Source organism: Paraburkholderia nemoris, from assembly GCF_905221015.1.
Lineage (GTDB): Bacteria > Pseudomonadota > Gammaproteobacteria > Burkholderiales > Burkholderiaceae > Paraburkholderia > Paraburkholderia nemoris.
In genome coordinates this window covers 175,584-196,961 of record NZ_CAJNBO010000015.1, presented here as the reverse complement: position 1 = coordinate 196,961, position 21,378 = coordinate 175,584, and the positions used below count along the sequence as shown (strand labels likewise).

Annotated in this window: 20 protein-coding genes; 18 read left to right on the top strand and 2 right to left on the bottom strand. The window is 59.7% G+C overall.

The window, feature by feature from the left end; all coding sequences use genetic code 11:
* The first annotated feature begins 56 nt into the window (after positions 1-56).
* From KHO33_RS23710 to KHO33_RS23645, 14 genes are all read left to right on the top strand, one after another.
* Positions 57-449 carry a YybH family protein gene (locus tag KHO33_RS23710; protein WP_054039705.1) on the top strand — a complete coding sequence of 131 codons (393 nt, stop codon included), beginning with the start codon at positions 57-59 and terminating at the stop codon, positions 447-449.
* 480 nt (positions 450-929) lie between these two features.
* Positions 930-2,474, top strand: a complete 1,545-nt coding sequence (locus tag KHO33_RS23705) for a DUF6351 family protein (RefSeq protein WP_200565470.1) — start codon at positions 930-932, stop codon at positions 2,472-2,474.
* A gap of 445 nt (positions 2,475-2,919) precedes the next feature.
* On the top strand, positions 2,920-3,402 hold the full coding sequence (locus KHO33_RS23700; protein WP_200565471.1) for a MarR family winged helix-turn-helix transcriptional regulator: 483 nt from the start codon (positions 2,920-2,922) through the stop codon (positions 3,400-3,402).
* An 18-nt stretch (positions 3,403-3,420) separates the two neighbouring features.
* Entirely contained in the window at positions 3,421-5,094 is a 1,674-nt protein-coding gene (locus KHO33_RS23695) for an FAD-dependent oxidoreductase (protein ID WP_054039697.1), read from the top strand.
* Positions 5,095-5,439: 345 nt separating this feature from the next.
* Positions 5,440-6,300 (top strand): polysaccharide deacetylase family protein, encoded by an 861-nt coding sequence (locus tag KHO33_RS23690; RefSeq protein WP_200565472.1) that lies wholly within the window; start codon positions 5,440-5,442, stop codon positions 6,298-6,300.
* 31 nt (positions 6,301-6,331) lie between these two features.
* Entirely contained in the window at positions 6,332-7,030 is a 699-nt protein-coding gene (locus tag KHO33_RS23685) for a response regulator (RefSeq protein WP_200565473.1), read from the top strand.
* Positions 7,031-7,033: 3 nt separating this feature from the next.
* Entirely contained in the window at positions 7,034-8,329 is a 1,296-nt protein-coding gene (locus KHO33_RS23680) for a sensor histidine kinase (protein ID WP_200565474.1), read from the top strand.
* A gap of 143 nt (positions 8,330-8,472) precedes the next feature.
* Positions 8,473-9,780: a glycosyl hydrolase family 8 gene (locus KHO33_RS23675; protein WP_200565475.1), complete on the top strand. Its 1,308-nt coding sequence runs from the start codon at positions 8,473-8,475 to the stop codon at positions 9,778-9,780.
* 121 nt (positions 9,781-9,901) lie between these two features.
* Positions 9,902-11,077: a glycosyltransferase gene (locus tag KHO33_RS23670; RefSeq protein WP_200565476.1), complete on the top strand. Its 1,176-nt coding sequence runs from the start codon at positions 9,902-9,904 to the stop codon at positions 11,075-11,077.
* 35 nt (positions 11,078-11,112) lie between these two features.
* Positions 11,113-11,508 carry a hypothetical protein gene (locus KHO33_RS23665; protein ID WP_054039687.1) on the top strand — a complete coding sequence of 132 codons (396 nt, stop codon included), beginning with the start codon at positions 11,113-11,115 and terminating at the stop codon, positions 11,506-11,508.
* A 107-nt stretch (positions 11,509-11,615) separates the two neighbouring features.
* Positions 11,616-11,885 (top strand): hypothetical protein, encoded by a 270-nt coding sequence (locus KHO33_RS23660; RefSeq protein WP_054039685.1) that lies wholly within the window; start codon positions 11,616-11,618, stop codon positions 11,883-11,885.
* Positions 11,886-12,568: 683 nt separating this feature from the next.
* Complete coding sequence (locus KHO33_RS23655) at positions 12,569-12,877, top strand: hypothetical protein (protein ID WP_200565477.1); 309 nt, start codon at positions 12,569-12,571, stop codon at positions 12,875-12,877.
* Between the two features lie 250 nt (positions 12,878-13,127).
* Entirely contained in the window at positions 13,128-13,772 is a 645-nt protein-coding gene (locus tag KHO33_RS23650; RefSeq protein WP_200565478.1) for a hypothetical protein, read from the top strand.
* A gap of 59 nt (positions 13,773-13,831) precedes the next feature.
* Positions 13,832-14,335 (top strand): M48 metallopeptidase family protein, encoded by a 504-nt coding sequence (locus KHO33_RS23645; RefSeq protein ID WP_200565549.1) that lies wholly within the window; start codon positions 13,832-13,834, stop codon positions 14,333-14,335.
* 12 nt (positions 14,336-14,347) lie between these two features.
* Here KHO33_RS23645 and KHO33_RS23640 read toward each other — a convergent pair whose 3' ends face one another.
* Positions 14,348-16,666 carry an FdhF/YdeP family oxidoreductase gene (locus KHO33_RS23640; protein ID WP_200565479.1) on the bottom strand — a complete coding sequence of 773 codons (2,319 nt, stop codon included), beginning with the start codon at positions 16,664-16,666 and terminating at the stop codon, positions 14,348-14,350.
* A gap of 168 nt (positions 16,667-16,834) precedes the next feature.
* Here KHO33_RS23640 and KHO33_RS23635 point away from each other — a divergent pair, with 168 nt between their 5' ends.
* The 4 genes from KHO33_RS23635 (at position 16,835) to KHO33_RS23620 (ending at position 20,500) form a co-directional block, all read left to right on the top strand.
* Positions 16,835-18,268, top strand: a complete 1,434-nt coding sequence (locus KHO33_RS23635) for an aminotransferase-like domain-containing protein (protein ID WP_054039680.1) — start codon at positions 16,835-16,837, stop codon at positions 18,266-18,268.
* Between the two features lie 32 nt (positions 18,269-18,300).
* Positions 18,301-18,609: a helix-turn-helix transcriptional regulator gene (locus KHO33_RS23630; protein ID WP_200565480.1), complete on the top strand. Its 309-nt coding sequence runs from the start codon at positions 18,301-18,303 to the stop codon at positions 18,607-18,609.
* A 161-nt stretch (positions 18,610-18,770) separates the two neighbouring features.
* Entirely contained in the window at positions 18,771-19,901 is a 1,131-nt protein-coding gene (locus KHO33_RS23625; RefSeq protein WP_200565481.1) for a BMP family ABC transporter substrate-binding protein, read from the top strand.
* Between the two features lie 50 nt (positions 19,902-19,951).
* On the top strand, positions 19,952-20,500 hold the full coding sequence (locus tag KHO33_RS23620) for a nucleoside deaminase (RefSeq protein WP_200565482.1): 549 nt from the start codon (positions 19,952-19,954) through the stop codon (positions 20,498-20,500).
* Positions 20,501-20,502: 2 nt separating this feature from the next.
* On the opposite strand, the gene KHO33_RS23615 is transcribed toward KHO33_RS23620, so the two are convergent.
* Positions 20,503-21,057 carry a lysozyme inhibitor LprI family protein gene (locus KHO33_RS23615; RefSeq protein WP_200565483.1) on the bottom strand — a complete coding sequence of 185 codons (555 nt, stop codon included), beginning with the start codon at positions 21,055-21,057 and terminating at the stop codon, positions 20,503-20,505.
* Between the last annotated feature and the right edge of the window lie 321 nt (positions 21,058-21,378).

Below are 21,378 nucleotides of genomic sequence, written 5' to 3'. Positions count from 1 at the left end.
GCGCCCACGGTCCTTGCTGCCGATCCGTTCACTGACCACCATGAAGGAGTGAAGCCATGACAGAACAGGACATTCGGGACCATCTCCTTTCTCGATATGACGTATGGATGACCGCAATAGCGGAGAAGAACATCGACGCGATAGCGTCAATCTACGCGAGTGATGCCGTATATATGCAACCGGGACAGCCGCGGCATGTTGGCAAGGACGCGGTTATCGCCGTATGGCGTACGTATTTCGCGCGCCCTGATTTCAAGGCGCTCTACACCCCATCGCTGACCGTATCCGCGAGCCTTGATATCGCCTACGACGTCGGCAACTACGTCGTCAGCTTGACGCGGGAGGGTGAGCCAATCGAGATCCGTGGAAAATACGTGGTCATATGGAAGATGGAGAAGGGCGATTGGGTCGTTGCTGTCGATATCGATAACACGGACCACCCAGTGTGAGTATTGTGCGCACCGCACGCGAGCGAACAGGTCGCCGTCTCAGGCAGCAAAAAAGATTAGAGACAAATTATGGCGAGACGTCTGCGCTTGAAAGATTCCCGTCGACGCCGCAGATGTTTCGCCAATTAGATGCATAGACGCATATTATGCATGTAGTAGGTACGTGTGCATGAGCATTATTCAGCTAAGCCTGGTTCCCTTCCCACGCTCTATCCACCGGGTAATCGCATATCTCGCCAGCCAAGCGGGTTAACCCCGCTTGGCGTCGCGTCAAAACGATCCTACCGTTACACACATTGATTGAACGACCGGACGGTTTATTAATATCCGAGGCGGTCAATCAGGCGGACGTGTTCCCTCAGATTACCCATCTACTTCCCGTTGCCGGGCAGCGATCCTGCTCGTGCCGACGAAAGCGAAGAACCCGACTCTCCGGCCGCGACGGCAATAAATACGAAACCTATATCTGGAGATACCAACGTGAAGAGCTGGATTGAATGCAATGCCAGGCGACTCGCTGTCGCATTGGCGGTGGGAGGGTGCGTCCTCGCACTTTCGGGGTGTGGTAGTTCGGACAATGTCGCGTCGCCGGCGCCAGTCGATTATGCGGCGCTGTGCACGAAGATAAACGGCCAGCAGTTCAATGGCATTACGGTGACGGCAACTTCACGCATCGCGGCCGCTGGTGGCAATCCGGGTTATTGCAAGGTGAGCGCAACGGGAGCCGCCAGTACCACGCTCGACATCGAGGTCGATCTTCCCGACAACTGGTCGAAGCGGCTGCTGCAGCAAGGTGGTGGTGGTTTCGACGGAAGCATCCCAACCGTCGAAACCACCACCGCACAGTTCCCGCTCATCAAGCCATTGGCTCGGGGGATTGCCTATACCGCTTCGAATGGCGGAAACCGTACCGGTAATCCGGCGGATCTGCTGACGAATGCAACGGCGGAGAAGGACTACGCGTATGCATCGACGGGTATCACGGTTCATTTCGCCAAGGCAGTAATTACCGCCTTTTACGGTTCCGCGCCGAAATATACGTACTTCAGCGGTGCGTCGAACGGTGGCCGCGAGGCCTATCTTGCCGCCCAGAATCAGCCCGGGGACTACGACGGCATCATCGCCGGCGACGAGAGCATGAACATGGGAACTCAGGTAACGGCGATGCTCAATATTGCAACGCTTGCCGGTTCCGCTGCGATGCCCTCAAGTGCTCAGTGGACAGCAGCGTATTCCGCGGCGGTCGCGCAATGTGGGAATGCCAACGGCGTGATTCTGAATCCTGCTGCCTGTACCTTTGATCCATCGACCTTGCAGTGTGGTGCGTCCGGTGCGCCCGCAGCAACCTGTCTTTCGGCGGCGCAGTTGCAAACCGTGCAGCGGATCGTCGCGCCATTGTCGACTAGCGGGGGCCAGTTACTGTTTTCCGGGTACAACTGGGCGGACTTCGGCTCCATGTTCGGAGTCGGCTCGTATGGCGGGCTGGGTGGCGGCTTCGCGGCGATTGCCACGGGCAATGCGAATTGGCTGCTGCCGGCAACGGCATCAGGCAGTCTGCAAGCGAACTTCAACGTCGACACCTCGTATCCGGCCATTGCCGCTGGGCTGCAAAACGTGGGAGCGGATCACAGTCTGCAGGCCATCGCGCAATATCTGATGGCAGGCAAAAAGCTGATTTCGTTCAACGGAGCAGCGGATCCGTTGATTTCACCACGCGACCATCTGCGCAACTGGCAAACCGTCGTACAGCTTGCCGGGTCCGCTGGAGGTAATGCACGCTTCTACCTCGAACCAGGAGTGGGCCACGTACTCGGTGGCAACGGTCCTGATCAGACAGACTATCTCGGCGCGATGATCGCGTGGGTCGAACAGGGTACCGCCCCGGAGCAATTGGTACTGACGAAATTCGATTCCAACGGTAATGCGACGTCGTCCCTGCCTGACTGTCCGTACCCGACCGTGCCGCACTATTCGGGCTCCGGCAGCGTGAGCGCCGCGGCCAGCTACACCTGTGCCGCAAGCTAGACACGCGTGAATACCCGCCAATAAAACGGGGCAATCTTATGAAACGTGCTACATCAATGCTGAGCCTGCTCGCGACCACGTTATTCTTTTCGGTCGCGGCATCGGCGGCGATTATCGTCGACGGGAAGTGGAAGCTGCGCAACGACTGACCGTGTAGCGCCTGGAGTTGAAGCTGGTGTCGAGCCCGCGGCACCAGTTCTACTCAACTCATGGCGGACAAAATGCCTACCTGCAAGAACAGTCAGACTGCACTAGATGTGTGCGTGCATGCAACTGACGTCCTTTCTGCGAATATCTGCGAAAATCCAACCTGAAGAATCGCGCCACACGTCGAAGGCGTGCCAGCATGCACGCCTTCCCGCTGCCTTCACGCGGCAGGCCGCGGCGAGAAATCTGTCAACACAGGGTATCGCAATGCAAATATTCATCGGAAATGGACAGGCGCATGAAAGGTAGTGCAACCGGCATCGGGCGCAAACTCGAACTCCTGTATGGATTGGTTGCCTCGCGGGTATTTCACCACGCGTCGACGATGTTAAGCGGCGACGTGACCTTCGCGCGCGTCATCTCCCTGTTTCACCTCCATCATCACGATTCGCAGACCATTGCTGAACTGGCCGAGGCGACTGGCCTGAGTCATGCTGCGGCCAGCCGTATGGTCGACGGGTTGTACCGGGAGGGCGTGGTGGATCGTCGGGAGGCGGCCGAGGATCGCAGGCAGAAGTGTGTTGAATTGACACCTGATGGCCTGAAAAAGATAGAGGCCATGCGCCAGGTAACAACTGAGGCCTATGCCGAGATGATGGCGCAAGTGCCAAAGGAGCTGCGTATCCGGCTCGACGAGATCCTGGTGGAACTCGCGCCGTACGTGATCCCTTCTGAACCAGAGCGGGGAGACCGTCCGCGTAAACCCCGGTCGCGTCGCTAAAGCTGAGGAAACGCAACCATGAGCGATAAATCGTCGGGCGAATATGAAGAATTGGTGTCAGGCGGCAGCCGCCACCACCAGATTTTTCCAACGCTGAATGAAAGACAGTTTGCACTATTGGAGAGGTACGGTGAGCGACGCAGGCTGAACACGGGTGATGTGCTGTTCTCCGAAGGCGATCGGCACATCCCCATGTTCGCCATCGTCTCGGGAACGATCGAGGCGACCAGAGGCTCAGGAGACGGTCTCCATGTGCTGGGCGTGCACGGTCCAGGCTGCTTCACCGGTGAGGTCGGAACACTTGCCGGCCGCGCCGCGGTGGCATCGGCGCGCGCCACCAGTGATTGCGAAGTCATCGTGATCGACGAGGAATCGCTGCGCGCGCTCGTCATCGCGGAAGCCGAATTAAGCGAAACGATCATGCGTGCGTTCATCCTGCGTCGGGTCGCTTTTATCCGCGACCAGAGCGGGGGAATTGTGGTCATTGGCAGTGCGGCGTCTGCGGCCACGTTCCGTCTTCGGCACTTTCTGAGCCGCAACGGTCAGCCATCTGCCTACTTCGATATCGTCGAGCATCAGGAAGCGCTGGCGCTTCTCGAACGCAATGGCGCGACGGAAGCGGATATACCGGTGGTCATCACGCTACAAGGTCACGTTCTGAAGAGCCCGACCCACCGCGCCGTGGCCGATGCAGTTGGTCTCAGTCCCGACAAACTGAATGGCGAGCGGTTCGATGTGGTCGTGGTCGGCGCCGGGCCGGCTGGTCTTGCGGCTGCGGTATACGCGGCCTCCGAAGGCTTGAAGGTCGCGGTTCTCGACACCAAGGCACCGGGTGGCCAGGCGGGCACCAGTTCAAAGATAGAAAATTACTTCGGATTCCCAACCGGCATCTCGGGTCAAGCGCTTGCCGGTCGCGGCCTGTCGCAATGCCGCAAATTCGGTGCCGAGGTCGGCGTACCCATTGAAGCGCTCGGCATCGATTGCCAGGACGCACCGCCTTTTCACATTCGGCTCAATTACGACGAGCACGTCTATGCTCGCGCCGTCGTCGTCGCGACTGGCGCGCGTTATCGGAAACCGCCGCTGGATCGCCTTGAGAATTTCGAGGGACGCGGCGTTTACTACAGCGCGACTTTCATGGAAGCCGCGTTTTGTGCCAACGATGAGTTGATCATCGTTGGTGGCGGAAATTCAGCCGGTCAGGCAGCGGTTTTCCTCGCGGGATTTGCGCGGCATGTCCACATCGTGATTCGCGGTGACGGACTCGCTACGAGCATGTCGAATTATCTGATCCGACGGATCGATGCGGCGTCCAACATTACCGTTCATCAACGGACCCAAGTTGTGGAGTTGTACGGGGAGGAGCGGCTTGAATCGGTTAAATGGGACCGGCAAGGGCAGGTCGAACACAAGCCGATCCGGCACGTCTTCCTGTTTCTCGGTGCGCAGCCCAGTACCGGCTGGCTCGGCGATTGTGTTGCGCTGGACAAGAACGGCTTCGTGCTCACGGGCACCGATGCGCTTAAGGCGTGTCCGCCAGACCGTCCACCTCGATTTCTGGAGACGAGCCGGCAAGGCATCTTTGCAGTTGGCGACGTTCGCAGTGGTTCGGTGAAGAGGGTCGCAGCTGCTGTTGGAGAGGGCGCCGCTGTCCTTCAGTCGCTGCATGAATATTTGGCTCTCTATGAGTGAAGTCTGACTGCAAGTGTCGGTAAATTAGCGGCGTTCGGACCATGCAACGCCGTAGCAATACGTACCTCATGCGGGTGGTTACGACCAAGCGTCGTAACGCACCCCGCGTCCAATCCGGACGACTTTTCGTCCATGCCGCATCAAGCGCATAGCTCGCGACAAAAGTACACAAATCCAGACAAACGGCTCGTGGACGGAAGAAATACTTCCGTCTAACATTCGCCCGTTCTTGTAAAAAACGGTAATACACAGTCGACGTCAATAGTCGATTTGCCCGATCTCATCAACAGAGAGGTCTGGATTTCCGCCGGGTAATCGCTCTGAAAATCTGGAATTTCATAGTAGATGAAATCATCGATGGAATCGTTCGCTCTCTCGCTGCCGGTACTCATGTACCACCATGTTTCAGAGTCGAATGGCTCGCTGAATATCTCACCCGAGTGTTTCGAATCGCAGATGAACTGGCTGGCACGCAACGGATATGTCACGCTCACCGCGGACGAATTCGCGCGCTTCCTGCGCGGTGCGCCCATGCCTGATAAATCGATTCTTCTGACATTCGACGACGGATACCTGGACAACTATATTCACGCGCATCCATGTCTCGAGCGCTACGGTTTCAATGCCGTTATGTTTCTCGTGACTGGTCGCATTCATGACGGTCCAGTTCGACCCGTCATCACAGCTCGCGCGGCCAGGAGCATGTCGCACGCGGAGTGCGAGCAACGCGTCCAGGCTGGCCGATCGGACGATGTCACGGTGCGTTGGAGCGAGATCGAACTCATGCGTAAGGCCGGAACTTTCGAGTTCCACAGCCACACGCACAGTCATCGCCGCTGGGACATATTGTGCAGTGATTCGGTCAGCAAGCGGCATCGCATCGCACAGGATATCGAAATATCTAAATGTATTCTGGCCGATCGCCTGGGTATGGTATCGACGCATCTGTGCTGGCCAGAAGGCTATTACGACGACGACTATATCGCGGCTGCTCGGGTCGCTGGGTTCGAATATCTATACACAACGAGGAACACTCGCCGCAATCACCCGGGTAGCGATCCATACGAGATTCATCGTATGGCGGACAACGGCAAGAGCGCGGAGTGGCTGGCGCGGAAAGTACGCCGCTATCAGCATCCGCAGTGGGGAGCCGCTTACTACTGGTTCAAACGACTTAGAGAATTCAGAAAGGGCGTGCGTCTATGAGAATTCTCTACACGATGGACGCTGCGCCGCCATGCCAGACACGCTCCTGTTGATCGAAGACGACCTTCCACTCGCTGCACTGACGGCTGAGTTCTTGCGCTCCGAAAATTTCGAGGTTGCGATTGCTCACCGCGGCGACGTGGCTGTGAAGATGATCGATGCGGTACGCCCGGATCTACTCGTTATGGACGTCATGTTGCCGGGCATGGATGGATTCTCCCTGTGCCGCGAGATTCGGTCCTCCTATTCAGGGCGGATTCTCATGATGACGGCACTGGACGAGGACGTAGAACAGTTGATGGGCTTCCATGTCGGCGCCGACGACTTTGTCGTCAAACCGATCGATCCTCTCTTGCTCGTGGCCCGTATTCGCGCCCTGTTGCGAAGGGACATTCGCCGTCCCAAACCTGGCCGGGTGTTCGACCACACGTTCGGGCATTTCCGGCTAGACCTCCATGCTCGAAGGGCCTGGCTGGACGATAAAGCTGTCGCGTTTTCGGTGGCGGAGTTCGACCTCCTGTCGATTTTCGCTCGCCATGCCGGCACGCCGCTCAACCGGGAGCAATTGCTTCAGAACCTCCGCGGCGTGGAGTACGACGGCCTCAATCGTTCGATCGATATGCGTGTGTCCCGGCTGCGGAAAAAGTTGGCGAACCTGCATTGCCCGGTGACGATCCGCACCATCACTACGCAGGGCTACCTGTTTGCCGAGCTATCGGGCGAGGAGTAGTTCATGCGGCTTTCACTGAGACGTTGGTCGATCATTGTGATCGGCGTCGGATGGACTGGCTCGATCCTTGGCCTGTTGTGGCTGTCGGCTTCCGCTGCGGTCGGCATCAGCGAGTACAGTTTCCGCCAGTTGATGACCGGACCCGGCTACCTGCTTGCGGAGCAACTTCGACCGCTGTCGACGGCGCAGCGCGAGCAGCGGTTGATACTGCTACGCCAGCACTTCCAGTATCCGATCGAGCTAGTTGCAGCCGACAGCGTCGAGCTGCCGCCGCAAGCGCGCACCATGCTCCTGCATCTGCAGGCCGCACAGAACAGTGATGAGGAGATCGCCTACTTCTCACTCGACGACGACACGTTGATTCAGTTCGGGCCGATGTGGGGCAGCGCTGCGCTGACGGATGTACTGGGTTCTCCGGTTTTTCTTTTGACCGCCGTAACCGCAAGTGCTCCCATCCTGGGCTTTTCAGTCGTCGCCTGGCGGCGCAAGCAACGATGGTGCCGCGACTTGCAGGAGATCACTGCCTGCCTTTCTGACATGGCGCGCTCGCCGGCCATCATGTTGCCTGCCGTCGACAGGGAATGGATGCCGCTGGTGCTCGCCATGCGCAGGCACGTCGAAGACCTGTCCGCCATGAACGAGCGTCACAAGGAGGTGTCGCAAGCGGTCTCGCACGAGTTGCGTACCCCTCTTGCACGGATGCGCTTTGCCATGATGCTGCTCGGCAGGAGCGAGGACGTCGCGACCCGGAACCGTCTCCAGGAACGACTGCAACTGGATGTCGACCGACTCGAATCGCTTGTACGCGCGAGTCTGCGTTTCGCCAGACTGACCGATGCACCAGCGCGCGTTGCCCGCGAACCTATCGCGGTTCTGACATGGCTGCGTGAAGAGCGCATGGATGTCGACGACAAAGGTTTTGTGATCAACGTCAACGCACAACCGGAACATCTCCAGTTCACTGGCGACAGAGACCTGCTGCATCTGATTGCCCGCAATCTCCTTGAGAACGCGCTCGCGCATGGTCGCTCCCACGTCATTGTGGGTGCCCGCCTCGACGAGACGCGGCAGATGATCCTGGAGGTCGAGGACGATGGCCCCGGCATTGCCGCGGAAGACCGCGAACGCGTGTTCGAACCTTTTGTCAGGCTCGCGCCCGGTGGTGAGGAGAGCTCGGGATTCGGACTCGGACTCGCGCTGGTACGGCGCGCGGTGTATTTGCAGGGCGGCAGCATCGGCATTTCAACCAGCGCTTTGGGCGGTGCGTGCTTCCGTGTGACCCTGCCGTTGCCCGCATGACCCCGCGGCGGTTGCCCTGTTACGCGCGGTGACAACACCGCGTATGCCTGTCACTTATGCTCGTTTCAGACGTTGTGCGCTGACTGCGATGTTGATGCTGCGCTCGATCACAACTTGTCTGCAACGAACCGACTGGGAAGCTCATGCGGGACATCAAATCAAAGTTCATGATTCTTTGCGTAACAGCGTGCCTCGGCGCCTGCGGTGGCGGCGATGATGCGACTGCCAGACCCGAAGCGGCAAAGCGCAGGGTGCAGAAAGTCTTGACGGCAAAACCCTATGTCGGGGGCACGATTCTGCCCAACCACATTTCAGCGGCTGAACGTGACAGCCAGGTGCGGGCATTCTATAGAGAATGGAGAACCAGGTATGTGGTGCAGGAATGTGGAGACGGGCGTTATTTCGTCAAGGTCAATGCGGACCACCGACCTGTTGGCGGTGATACGGCGCCGAAGACAATCACCGTATCGGAAGCCCACGGTTATGGCATGTTGATCACCGTCATGATGGCGGCACATGACAATGACGCTCGCGACATCTTCGACGGTATGGTCCGGTACTTCCGCGACCACCCCGCGGTGTCGAGCCCGCATCTGATGGCCTGGAATCAGGTAGAAGGTCGCGCCAACTCGGGCGGCACGTTCCGCGGGAAAGTCAGTGCGACCGACGGCGATCTGGACATTGCGTATGCATTGTTGCTGGCCGACCGCCAATGGGGCAGCGACGGCGCGATCAACTATCGCCAGGAAGCGCGGGAAGTGATGCAAGCCATTCTGCAGTATGAAGTGCACCCCGCAGGCAAACACCTGATGATCGGTGATTGGGCCGGAACAGATGGCGACCCGGAGATCGAATACACGACACGGTCATCCGATTTCATGCAGTCGCACCTGAAGGCTTTCTTCACCGACAGCGGCGATGCACGATGGCTGGCGGTCCGTGACCGAACCTATGTGATCGTTAGCGATATCCAGCAGCACCACAGCCCGAATACTGCGTTGATGCCGGACTTTATCTTCCACCTGGATGGGGAGCCCAGGCCCGCGAAACCACGTTTGGTCGGGGACCCGAGAGACGGCGAGTATTCGTGGAACGCGGCTCGCTATCCGTGGCGGGTCGGGATGGATTACCTACTCTACGGCGAGCCGCGTGCGTTTAATGTACTCGGCACGTTCAACAGTTGGGCGCGATCCGCCACGGGTGGAGACCCCGCGTCGTTCGCCAGTACCTACCATCTGAATGGCGTGCCCGTTGCGGCTGAGGGCAGGAACAGCCTGGCTTTTGTTTCCGCGTTAGGCGTGTCGGCGATGATTAACCCGGACAACCAGGAATGGCTGAACGCGATCTGGGAAAACCTGCGCGGCCAGAGCCTGGAGAACAACGACTACTACGGCAATACGCTCAAGCTACTGTCGATGATCGTCATGTCGGGCGCGTGGCTGCAGCCCTGATAACGGTCCTAATGTAGTGAACGGAATCGCCGTGTAGGTACCGCGTTATCAGCACTTGTAGTCTGGAAACCCGCGTACTACTGGCTCGAGCAAATCGGAAATTTTGAGGCGACCTGCTGTTATGAAGCTTCTCTACACCAACTTCCACACGGGTGATGGCGGCGGTCATACAACCTATATTCTCAACCTGGCTGCAGCACTAGGCGGGCGCCATCGCGTGACGATCGCGGCACCCCGGTCAAGCCGGCTCTATCTGTACGCGAGGCAGATTCCCGGTGTCGAAGTGGTGGCGATGGGTTTTCGCAATACCCTGACATCGATGGTCGGAACCGGGTTGGCGCTGCGCCGTCTGATCGAACTGAACGGGTTCGATATCCTGCATGTCAATGGCTCCGCGGATCATCGGATCGCGATGCTAGCTACGACGGGATTGGGGAAAAGCAGCCCCTGTATCGTTTATACGAAACACAATGATCTGCCTGCGAGGAGCGTGACCACATGGCTCAAAGGCACGTTGGGGACCGATTCGGTCATTTGTGTTTCAGCGTACACACGCCGCCGGCTGGCGCAAACTGTCTATGGACGCAAGGTTAATTGGGTTGTACGGCACGGTAACGATCTCGGCCGGTTCGCACCTGTGAGTGCTGCTACCGTTAGCAGGATTCGGAGCCGATTTTTGCCTGGGATTCCAGAGGATGCGCTGGTGGTCGGGAGCACTGCAGGCATGGATGACAACAAAGCCTGGCTAGACATGGTGACGGCGGTTGCCATGTTGCCCGATGCATTGCGCAAGCGCGTCCGCATTGTTCTCGCGGGTCACTTACCCGATGCAACACAGCGCTCAAGAGTGGCCGCACTGGGGATGACGAGGCAGGTGATCTACACCGGAATGCTTCGGGACGTTCGGCCTGCAGTAGCGCTTCTGAATGTGGGTTTTGTGCTTTCCCAGCGGGAAACGCTGTCATTCGCGTGCCGGGAAATGATGGCGATGGGCAAGCCGGTGATTGTCTCCGATACCGGTGGCTTGCCGGAGAATGTGACCCCTGGCGAGGATGGCTGGCTGGTCCCGCCAGGTGGACACGGCTACATCGCGCAGCTTCTCATGCTTCTGCTGTGCAATCCGTCCGAGGTCGAGCGGGCCGGCGCCGCTGCACGTGCCAAGAGCGAGGCGGAGTTTTCATTGCAGACTTTCGCGGCCAGTACCGAGGCGGTTTACGTCGAGTGCTTATCAAGAGTCTCGCCGTTGGCAGCAGAAAAAGGTCTCGCTCAACGGGTGACGCGGGGGCGCACCGCCTAGAGCGCGTCGTAATTGAGCGAGTGTGCTGAACACCCGTGACCACTGTGGCGCTCCAGAATCAAATCAACAACATCCAGCTACCTATGAATTTACCACTGTCATCCAACGGCGCAGCGTATACAACTCGGGAAACCCGTAACGGTGTCCCGCTGGCCTATATCAGCGAGAAGCTGGCGTATGCGATTGAAGATACCCATGCGGCCGGGCAGGCGCACCCGGAAATGCGCTTACGTCTTGCCCATGTGATGTATTCGCAAACTCTGGCGTTCCTCGCGCTTCACAATATGCTGGGCGCCGCCAATGACTCGGGATTGCCGGAACGCTTGCTCGATCTGGAGCGCGAGGAACTCAGGAACTGGATCAACGCTGTCGTCAGCTATGGGGATCTGCTGGGAGGGGGTGATGTTGGGGCGCGCAACAGTTCTTGCTAACGCAATGGTCGCTACGGGGAAGCGGGTAGTGCTCATGTTTGAAGCGCGATCCCTATCGATCAGCCACTACATGCTACGATTCCTCGACGATCACGATGGAGACAGCCATGTGGGACAAGATCGAACATAACGGATACGAAGTCTGGGTCCTGCCGATCCTTGCATACGGTCCCCCGGCCCCAACCACCTTGTGGCACTACTCGGCGTACATCTGCCGCCACGGTTCCGATGCCCACCTCGCCGGGCAGAGCATTCGCTTCCAGGAACTTGTCGCCACGTTCGGCAGTGAAGAAGAGGCCCGCGAGGCTGGGTATGTCGAAGGCAAGCGGCGCGTCGACATGATGGTCGAAGGCGGCCCGGTCGGCGGCAACGGCTGATCACTGCGCTAGTTGTTCACAATGGAACTCTGGATTCAACCATGCGCACGGTGCGCTGATCTCTACGGGCAGCCGGCTATCGCGGCTGCGCACGACGACCTGAGGCCTAACGGCGTCGGCACTGTGAAGGATACGCGAGCAGAAGAGCACTACACCTGCGTGCGGTGCGGCGGCGTGTTTGCTCGCATTCTTGCAGGCGCCCCCACGCGGCAGATCTGGATGCTCCTGAACGCGGGACAGCACTGATTCTCTTGCGCCGGAGAGTCGGCTAGCGGCTAGTATCCTTCATACGAGGATACCTCGAAGATACCGAGGGAGGCCGCTATGTGGACCTGTCGAAACTGCAATGTGTCGTTCGACTTTGAGCGCGTCGAGCCGGAACGGGATGAGCAAGGATTCTTTTTCCTCTGTCCTGCCTGTGACTACCGCAACACGCTGGTGGATTCAGGTCCAGACGCAACCGGGCGCCCGAAGCTTGTCCAGAGCGACGACGGTGTCTCGCCTCACGATCAGTCTGACTGACGACAACGCTGCGAATACAATCCGCGGCAATCGCGCTCAAGACACGGCGCGGCAAGGCACGTCGCCGTCGCAGATGACCCGGCAAGAAAATTGGCCGGTGAATCAGAAAAAGAAGCAGCGCATAATGGTGCGATCCCATTGACAGAATGATGGAGGCAGATATGGCTACGTTTGCTATAGACGCCATTCGCATCAATCCGACGAACGACAGGATTACCCACGTGCGTTGGGCTCCCGTCGACCCGGCGACGCGTGACTGGTTGTCCCCTACGTCGATAGTCGAGGTGGCCGAAGTCGTGGCCGCGATCCATCGGGGGAATGCTGTTTGGTCCCTTTTTACGCTCGGCGGCATACGGTTTCTGGGGCCCAAAATCGTCTCGGTTGCTCACGCCGATGGCCATGACGGGATTGACACCGATGTCCCTGGCGAGCATGTCGAGAAATGTATTGACGACTTGCCGCACGTTTGACCGCGCACACCCGGTCAGGCGGACCTTGGCGTAGCGATGCTGTCGTTGCGCACGGGCCACGGCGTCCTCGAAAATCATTCGCAAAGACCGTAAATTGACGTGCAAGGCGGCGCGCCTTCCTGCTTGCCCCTGAGGCGGAACCTATCGAACTGGCGGTCGCCACGGCCCGGATAATTGCGCCGTTGCGCAGAGCGTCGCCATGTTTAATGTAAATTGGTCGTTCTTGAGAGCGCCTTTTTAGCGAAACACCATGAAAAACGGAAAACCAAAACTAACGCGTCGTGATGCAGACGGTCTTTTCCCCGACCTGCAGCAAAGCGGCGCCCGTCTCGCTAGCCGGCCTGATAACCCGTTCGGAGAAGAAGTATCCAGAACAACCGATCGACGCGATCGTGGCGAGGCGAAGCTTTGGAAAGATAACCTCGTTACCTTGCCTGCCGCGATCGAGTTGCCGCCAGGGTACGAGTCGGTGTCGCACGTGCGCGATGCGATGGAGCGAGCCTGGCGTATGAAATGGGTCAGGGAAAGCGGCAATGAGGTCGTCGCGGAATTTCCTGAAGGCTGGGCGGCCGCTCGGCCACCCAGCGGTGCAGTGGAGTTAAAGGACGCAACTGGGGTGGTCCGGGCCGTGTACGGCTGGGCAGGAGATGCCGAAGTGAGACTCCTGCCACGATATCGGGTCGAAACGCAGGAGAACAGTTCGAGCGGTCTTGGCAGTCTGCTTGTCCGTGATCGTGAGAGCGGACAGATTCTCGAGCGGTCGTCGACATGGTCCGCGAAGACTGGGACCAACCACCCTGATTGGACACGGCTGTCGGCGTGGCTCGACAAGCAGTACCCGCTTCACCGGGATCCGCTGCGCCTGTGGACGGATTGCGAAGGCAATCGCGGTTGAATTCGGCTCAACAAAAGTCCGTCGCCGCGAGGCCATCGTCACAAGCAAACCCCATTGCCATGCAACACCTGAAATACCTGACAGGCTACCCAGCCGGGCTGCAGGAAAAAGTCAAAAAGCTGATAGCCGACGAACAACTCGGCCCGTACCTCGTGAAGCGGTATCCCGACACGCACCAGGTGCAAACAGACCGGGCCCTGTACGAATACTGCGCGGAGCTCAAGCGCGAACACCTTCGCAACGGCGCGCAAATCGACAAAGTCACTTACGACAGCAAGCTCGACGTTGTGCGCCACGCACTCGGCCTGCACACAAGCATCTCGCGCGTGCAGGGCGGCAAACTGAAGGCAAAAAAAGAAATCCGCATCGCCTCGCTATTCAGGGAGGCGGCGCCGGAATTCCTGAAAATGATCGTCGTGCACGAACTCGCTCACTTGAAAGAAAGCGACCACAACAAGGCGTTCTACCGCCTCTGCGAGTTCATGCAACCGGGCTACCACCAGATTGAATTCGATCTGCGCTTGTATCTCACGCACCGCGAGCTGACTAAAAACCAGATGTGAGCGTCAAGAGCATCAAGCAGCAACCGCTTCAACAACCGCCGACGCAGTCAACAGCACCGGAATCGACTTCGAAGTCGGCGTCCCCGCGCCGTCGGCAACCGAAGAGAGCGGCACCAGCGGATTCGTCTCCGGATAGTAAGCGCCGAGACACCCACGCGGAATGTCGTATTCCACCAGCAGGAAGCCAGCCGCGTGACGCTCGATTCCATCGGCCCACACGCTCTTGATATCCACGCGCTGGCCCGCAACGAAACCCAGCATCGCCAGATCGTCCTTGTTGGCGAACAGCACGCGCCGCTGCCCATAGACGCCGCGATAACGGTCGTCGAGGCCGTAGATCGTGGTGTTGTACTGGTCGTGTGAACGCGTCGTCATCAAGGTCATCAGACGCTCGCCATGCTCGGCGCGCGCCTGATGAATCGGCGTGTCGACGTCAATCGCGTGCACGAGGAATTGCGCCTTGCCGCTCGGCGTTTTCCAGATCCGCTCGCGCGACGCCACACCCAGGTGAAAACCGCCCGGGTTCTTGAGGCGCTCGTTGTAGTTCTGGAAGCCGTCGATCACCTGCGCGATGCCCTCGCGAATCAATGCGTAGTCAGCGGCCTGAGCGAGCCAATCAACTTTGTTGCTGCCGAGCGTGGCGTGCGCCATGCGCGCGACGATTGCAATCTCCGACAACAGATTCTCCGAGGCCGGCTTGTTCATGCCGTAAGAGATGTGCACCATGCTCATCGAATCCTCGACGCTCACGCCTTGCGCCACACCATTTTGCAGATCGATTTCGGTGCGTCCGAGCGTCGGCAGAATCAGCGCGTCGCGGCCGTGTATGAGGTGGCTGCGGTTCAGTTTGGTCGTGATGTGCACGGTCAGTTCGCACGAGCGCATGGCTTCCCACGTGCGCGGCGTGTCCGGCGTCGCGATCGAGAAGTTGCCGCCGAGGCCGATGAACACCTTCACCTTGCCGTCGAGCATCGCCTGGATCGTGTTGACGACGTCGAGACCATGCTCACGCGGTGGTTCAAAATCGTAGACTTCGCCGAGCCGATCGAGAAACGCCTGAGTCGGTCTTTCTTCGATGCCGACCGTGCGGTCGCCCTGCACATTCGAGTGTCCGCGCACCGGGCACAAGCCCGCGCCGCGGCGGCCGATATTGCCGCGCATCATCATCAGGTTCGACAGGATCTGCACCGTCGGCACGGAGTTCTTGTGCTGCGTGAGGCCCATGCCCCACGTCGAAATCACTGCGCGGCCCTTCACGTAGATGTCGGCGAGCTTCAGCACGTCTTCAAACGGCACGCCCGATTCGGCGACGATGGTGTCCCAGCTTTCGGCACGCAAATCGTCGGCGAACGTATGGAAGCCGACCGTGTGTTCGGCGATGAACGCAGCGTCGAGCACGCGTTCCAGACCAGACGCCAGCGCTTCGTCATCGAGCTCGATCACGCGTTTGGCGACGCCCTTGATCAAGGCGAAATCGCCGCCCACCTTCGGCCGGATGAACACGGAGCTGATCTTCGTGCTGCCCATCGTGATCATTTCCACCGGATGCTGCGGGCTCGCGAAGCGCTCCAGACCACGTTCCTTCAGCGGATTGATCGACACAATGGTTGCGCCGCGCTTCGCGCATTCACGCAGTTCGCCGAGCATACGTGGATGGTTGGTCGCCGGATTCTGGCCGAAGATCAGCAGCGTATCGGCGTGTTCGAAGTCGTCGAGCGTGACCGTGCCTTTGCCGATGCCGACCGTATGCGGCAAGCCGCGGCTGGTCGCTTCGTGGCACATGTTCGAGCAATCGGGGAAATTGTTGGTGCCGTACATGCGCACGAACAACTGGTACAGGAACGCGGCTTCGTTGCTGGCGCGGCCCGATGTGTAGAAGGCGGCGCTATCCGGATCGTCGAGGCGCTTCAGATGATCTGCAATGAGATCGAAGGCTTCGTCCCAGCCGATCGGTACGTAACGGTCGCGCACGGCGTCGTAGACAAGCGGGTCGGTCAGGCGGCCATGTTGCTCGAGTTCGTAATCCGACTGCGCCATCAGTTCTTCAACCGTATGCTCCTCGAAGAACGCGGGCGTCACGCGCTTGCTGGTCGCTTCGGCCGCCACCGCCTTGACGCCGTTTTCGCAGAACTCAAAGGTCGACGCATGCTCGCGGTCCGGCCACGCGCAACCCGGGCAGTCGAAGCCGTCCGGCTGGTTCTGTTTGAACAGCATGCGGTAGTCGCCGCCCGTCACCTTTTCCTTGAGGAGGTTGATGGCGACGTATTTGAGCGCGCCCCAGCCAGCGGCGGGGTGGGTATACGGTTCGATGCGAGCTTCGGGTTTCTTCATGATCTGCCGCCGGATGTGGCTTGGACGAGGCTTTTATGCCGATGCATGAAAGCCTACTGTGTTCCAAAAACGGCGCAGCATACAGAAAATCGGAAAGGAGAGGGGTACAGTTGTGGGAAATTTGTCATAGACTGGCGTTCCACCCATGTTTTTGTTCGAGCCAGGTCCTTGAAACTGTACGAAAAACTCGCTGATGAGATGACCGAAGCCGTACGCCGCGGCGTCTTCGCGGCGGGCGAGCGGATTCCGTCGGTGCGGCAGGCGAGTCAGCAGCACGGCGTCAGCATCAAGACCGTGCTGCACGCGTACGCGTTGCTGGAAAGCCGGGGGATAGTCGAGACCCGGCCGCAGTCGGGCTATTTCGTGCGCGACGCGGTGGCGACGGCGGTTGTGCTCGACGAGCCGCGTCTGAACCGTCAGCCGGCCGCCCAGGCGCCGCCGGTGGCCGCTGCGGTCGACGTGAGCCGCCTCGTGCTGTCGACCCTGCGCAGCATCCGTGCGCACGACGCCGTGCCGCTCGGCTCACCGTATCCCGATCCGTCGTTGTTTCCGTGGCGGCGCATCAACCAGTACGCGAATGCGATCGCCCGGCGTCACGCGAGCTGGAATCTGATCGACGACCTGCCGCCCGGCAATCCCGAGCTGATCCGGCAGATCGCGCGGCGCTATGCCGAGAATGGCGTGCCGGTCGACCCCGACGAAATCATCATCACGCTCGGCGCGACCGAGGCGATCAACCTCAGCTTGCAGGCGGTCGCCAAGCCCGGCGACACGGTCGCTGTCGAGTCACCGACTTACTACGCGATGCTGCACGCCATCGAGCGTCTCGGCATGCGCGCCATCGAAGTGGCGACGCATCCGGTCCACGGCATCGATATCGAGGCGTTGGCCCAGGTCATCGCACGGCAGAAGATCGCCGCGTGCATGGTGATGCCGAACTTCCAGAATCCGCTCGGTTTCCAGATGCCGGACGCGCGCAAGCAGCAACTGGTCGAACTGCTCGCCGCGCACGACATTCCCTCCATCGAGAACGATGTCTATCAGGAGTTGTACTTCGGCGAGGCGCGGCCGTCGACCTTGAAGAACTACGACACCAAGGGACTGGTGCTGCATTGCGCGTCGTTTTCGAAGAGCCTGACCGCGTCGTACCGGATCGGCTGGGCGATGCCGGGGCGCTACCGAGCGCAGGTCGAGAAGCTGAAGTTTCTCAACACACTGACTACGCCTTCGGTGCCGCAAGTCGCTGTCGCCGATTACCTTCGGCAGGACGGCTACGACCGGCATCTGCGGCACGTGCGCAAGGTCTACCGGCAACAGGCGAGCATCATGATGGCGATGGTGCAGCGATTTTTCCCGGCGGGCACGCGCGTGTCGACGCCGCAAGGCGGGTACGTGCTGTGGGTGGAGTTGCCCGAACGGGTCGATTCGATGCGGCTCTATCAGGCGGCGCTCGCGCGCAGCATCACGATCGGGCCGGGCATGATGTTTTCGATGCGCGACGATTTCCGTCACTTCATGCGGCTCAATTACAGCTATCCGTGGACGGCGCAGACCGAGGCGGCATTGAAGACGCTGGGTGAACTGGTGGCGCAGATGGCTTGATCGGCCTTCAGAAAAGCGAGGAGACATTCACGATGGAAGACGATGAACTCGATCCGGTACTGGCCGCCGTGCTCGCGCAGTTGTGGCGCGCGCATCGGGAAACGCCTAGCGGCGCGTGGTCGCTTGCCAAGCTTTCCAAGCAGGCGGACGTGCCGATGAGCGGCTTGCGACGGCAGTTGACGGCGCTGGTCGACGGTGGCCTGGTGGACACCACGTTCAACGAGGAAGGCACGGGAACGGCGCGCCTGAGCGAGATCGGCCAAGGCTTGTGCGCGGATTTGTTCGGTGAGGGCGACTCGCCTGACGATGACGAGGCTGACCCGCCGCCACGCGTGCACTGAGTTTTCGGGCCACCAAAATACAGATTCCGTTATGGGCGGGATAACGAGAAATAATTTTTCCGCGGAAATTGACCTTCGAATATGGCCCCCTATGCTGGAGCCTTGCCCGGGACAGTCCCGGGCACTGTGGCAGGCACCTGGAAACCATCTTCGGAGAATTCATGAAAGCAAAGCTGGCGCGAGTGCTGCATCACTCATTGCGCATCAAAACCGTCCGCACTGTTCTCGCTGCAGCGTTCGGCGCGTCCCTCGTGCTCGGCGCCGGGGCGGCAGCCGCGGCGACTGCGCAGCCGCTCGGCATCGCCTTCGTCTACCTCGGTAATCCTGGCGATGCCGGCTGGACCTACGCGCACGAGCAGGGCGTGAAAGAGGTCGAGGCGAAATTCGGCGACAAGATCAAAGTGACGCGCGTTGAGAACGTGCCGGAGTCGGCGGACTCGGAGCGCGTGTTTCGCGATCTGGCGGCGAAGGGCAACAAGATCGTGGTCGGCTCGAGCTTCGGCTTCCAGGATTTCGAACTGAAGGTCGCCAAGGACTTCCCGGACGCCGTGTTCGAACATGCGACTGGCTACAAGAAGGCCGCCAACTTCGCCACCTATGACGTGCGGACCTACCAGAGCGCCTATCTGGCCGGACTGGTCGCCGGTTATACGACGAAGTCCAACACGCTCGGCTTTGTCGGCTCGGTGCCGGTGCCAGAAGTGGTGCGCAACATCAACGCGTTCACGATGGGTGCGCGCTCGGTCAATCCGAATGCGCGCGTGAAGGTCGTGTGGATCAATAGCTGGTTCGACCCGGGCCTCGAAAAGCAGGCCGCCGAAACGCTGATCGGCCAGGGTGCCGACGTGCTGATCCAGAACACCGATTCGACGGCGACGATGCAGACCGCCGAGCAGAAGAAAGTGCATGCATTCGGCTGGGACTCCGACATGAAGAAGTTCGGGCCGAACGCGCAGTTGGGCGCGTGCGTGAGCAACTGGGGCGTGTACTACACGCATCTGGTGCAGCAGGTGATGGCGGGTTCGTGGAACAACTCGCCGGTATGGTGGGGGCTGAAAGAGAAGGCGATCGATCTGGCCAACATCAACACGAATGCGGTGTCGCCGACGGCGCAAAAGGCATTGAGCCAGAAGCGTGACGACATCATCTCCGGCAAATTCAATCCGTTTGCCGGTCCGATCGCGGATCAGTCCGGCACGGTGAAGGTCGCCGCGGGCAAGTCGTTGAGCGATGCGGAGCTGCTGCGTTTGAACTGGTTCGTGCAAGGCGTCGACGGTTCGCTGCCGAAGTAATGCATTGATTGGTTTGCCTAACTATTATTAAAAATTAAAGGAGATCGCCCGTGAGTCTTACCGTCCCGACCGATGCCGGCGCCGCTGGAGTGGCGCCGGCCTATCCGCCGCAGGGTTTAACGCCGACGCACGAGCAGCTCGTGCGGCATCTGCGGCATTCGAGCCGGGTAGCCGAGCGGGCGACGCTGCTCGGACACCATCCGTTCGGCGCGGTGCTGGTCGGCCCGGATCAGGAGACCGTGTTGATGGAGCAGGGCAATGTCGATACGGTGAATCACGCTGAGTCGGTGCTGGCTCGCGTGGCGGCGTTGAACTTCACGCCGGAGTATTTGTGGAGTTGTACGCTGTACACGTCGGTTGAGCCTTGCTGCATGTGTGCCGGCACGATGTACTGGGCCAATATCGGCCGCGTCGTGTTTGGCATGACCGAGAAGCGCCTGCTGGAGGCGACCGGCGATCATGCCGAGAATCCCACCATGAGCGTGGATTGCCGGTATGTGTTCGATCACTGCCAGAAGCCCGTCGAGGTGATCGGCCCGGTGCCCGAGGTGGAGGCTGAGGTGATGGAGGTTCAGCGGCGCTTCTGGAGCGGCCGGTAGCGTTATTGCACTTCCGCCGGCGCGAGCATCGCCAGTCCGCAGAACCAGTCGCCGCCGTGCGGCTGATATTTCCACTTACCGTTGTTCTCCTTGATCACAGTGGAACACTGGTCATTCACGACGATTCCCGGATCCGCCGCGGTGCATCGAAGCATCGCGGTTTCGGTTTGCTGTAGCGCGGGCATCACCGTCTTACGCTGAGTGTTCGGTTCAGTCGGACTATCCGGGGTTCCCGTTTGCATGCTTTCGATCAGCCGCTGCAGTTCCTCGATCCGCTTCGCATACCACGTCCCCAGACACGCCGCGTCGCGGCAATTCGCTTCCCGCCACGCCCACTTGCTGTCACTGTCCGTGAGGAAGGCGCGACGGTTGACGACCCGGCGCCGCGCTTTCCAGTACAGTTGCCCAAGCGTGTCGTCGAGCTTCGAGAGCGCGGGGTCGTTGCAGATCATCCGCTCGGTGAGCGAGCGCCCCCTCGTACAGTCGAAGCTGGTGGCGTGAGCGGGCAGATGCGTGAGCATCAATGCGGCGACAAAGATTGGGCGGAAAATTTTCATGGCGCTCCCGGCAGTGCATGGGTTTTTCATGCAATGGATGATCGGCCGAGTCGCCGGACTACAGAGGCCCGAAAACAGCGTGAGTTCAGGTGGGTGATTACCAAATCTTGCTTTGCACGGAGCGCGCTGGAACGGCCAGGGCAAGTCCGTAAGCAATTGCCGGGTGGTTTCAGGCATGCGCATTGCAGGTGCGGATGACAGATGCGGATAAGCAAGCGCCGTGGCCGCGACACCGCTTCAAGCGGCGGCCAGACCCGACGCATTCACACGTGCGTGCAGGCAGGTACGCACGCAAACGCGGGACGTAAAAACGGGAGAAAA

Bases quoted from the DNA above. Each gene is read 5' to 3' on its own strand.
- KHO33_RS23710 (WP_054039705.1), top strand. From the start codon at position 57: ATGACAGAACAGGACATTCGGGACCATCTCCTTTCTCGATATGACGTA.
- KHO33_RS23700 (WP_200565471.1), top strand. From the start codon at position 2,920: ATGAAAGGTAGTGCAACCGGCATCGGGCGCAAACTCGAACTCCTGTAT.
- KHO33_RS23695 (WP_054039697.1), top strand. From the start codon at position 3,421: ATGAGCGATAAATCGTCGGGCGAATATGAAGAATTGGTGTCAGGCGGC.
- KHO33_RS23690 (WP_200565472.1), top strand. From the start codon at position 5,440: ATGAAATCATCGATGGAATCGTTCGCTCTCTCGCTGCCGGTACTCATG.
- KHO33_RS23685 (WP_200565473.1), top strand. From the start codon at position 6,332: ATGCCAGACACGCTCCTGTTGATCGAAGACGACCTTCCACTCGCTGCA.
- KHO33_RS23680 (WP_200565474.1), top strand. From the start codon at position 7,034: ATGCGGCTTTCACTGAGACGTTGGTCGATCATTGTGATCGGCGTCGGA.
- KHO33_RS23675 (WP_200565475.1), top strand. From the start codon at position 8,473: ATGCGGGACATCAAATCAAAGTTCATGATTCTTTGCGTAACAGCGTGC.
- KHO33_RS23670 (WP_200565476.1), top strand. From the start codon at position 9,902: ATGAAGCTTCTCTACACCAACTTCCACACGGGTGATGGCGGCGGTCAT.
- KHO33_RS23660 (WP_054039685.1), top strand. From the start codon at position 11,616: ATGTGGGACAAGATCGAACATAACGGATACGAAGTCTGGGTCCTGCCG.
- KHO33_RS23655 (WP_200565477.1), top strand. From the start codon at position 12,569: ATGGCTACGTTTGCTATAGACGCCATTCGCATCAATCCGACGAACGAC.
- KHO33_RS23650 (WP_200565478.1), top strand. From the start codon at position 13,128: ATGAAAAACGGAAAACCAAAACTAACGCGTCGTGATGCAGACGGTCTT.
- KHO33_RS23645 (WP_200565549.1), top strand. From the start codon at position 13,832: ATGCAACACCTGAAATACCTGACAGGCTACCCAGCCGGGCTGCAGGAA.
- KHO33_RS23640 (WP_200565479.1), bottom strand. From the start codon at position 16,666: ATGAAGAAACCCGAAGCTCGCATCGAACCGTATACCCACCCCGCCGCT.
- KHO33_RS23630 (WP_200565480.1), top strand. From the start codon at position 18,301: ATGGAAGACGATGAACTCGATCCGGTACTGGCCGCCGTGCTCGCGCAG.
- KHO33_RS23625 (WP_200565481.1), top strand. From the start codon at position 18,771: ATGAAAGCAAAGCTGGCGCGAGTGCTGCATCACTCATTGCGCATCAAA.
- KHO33_RS23615 (WP_200565483.1), bottom strand. From the start codon at position 21,057: ATGAAAATTTTCCGCCCAATCTTTGTCGCCGCATTGATGCTCACGCAT.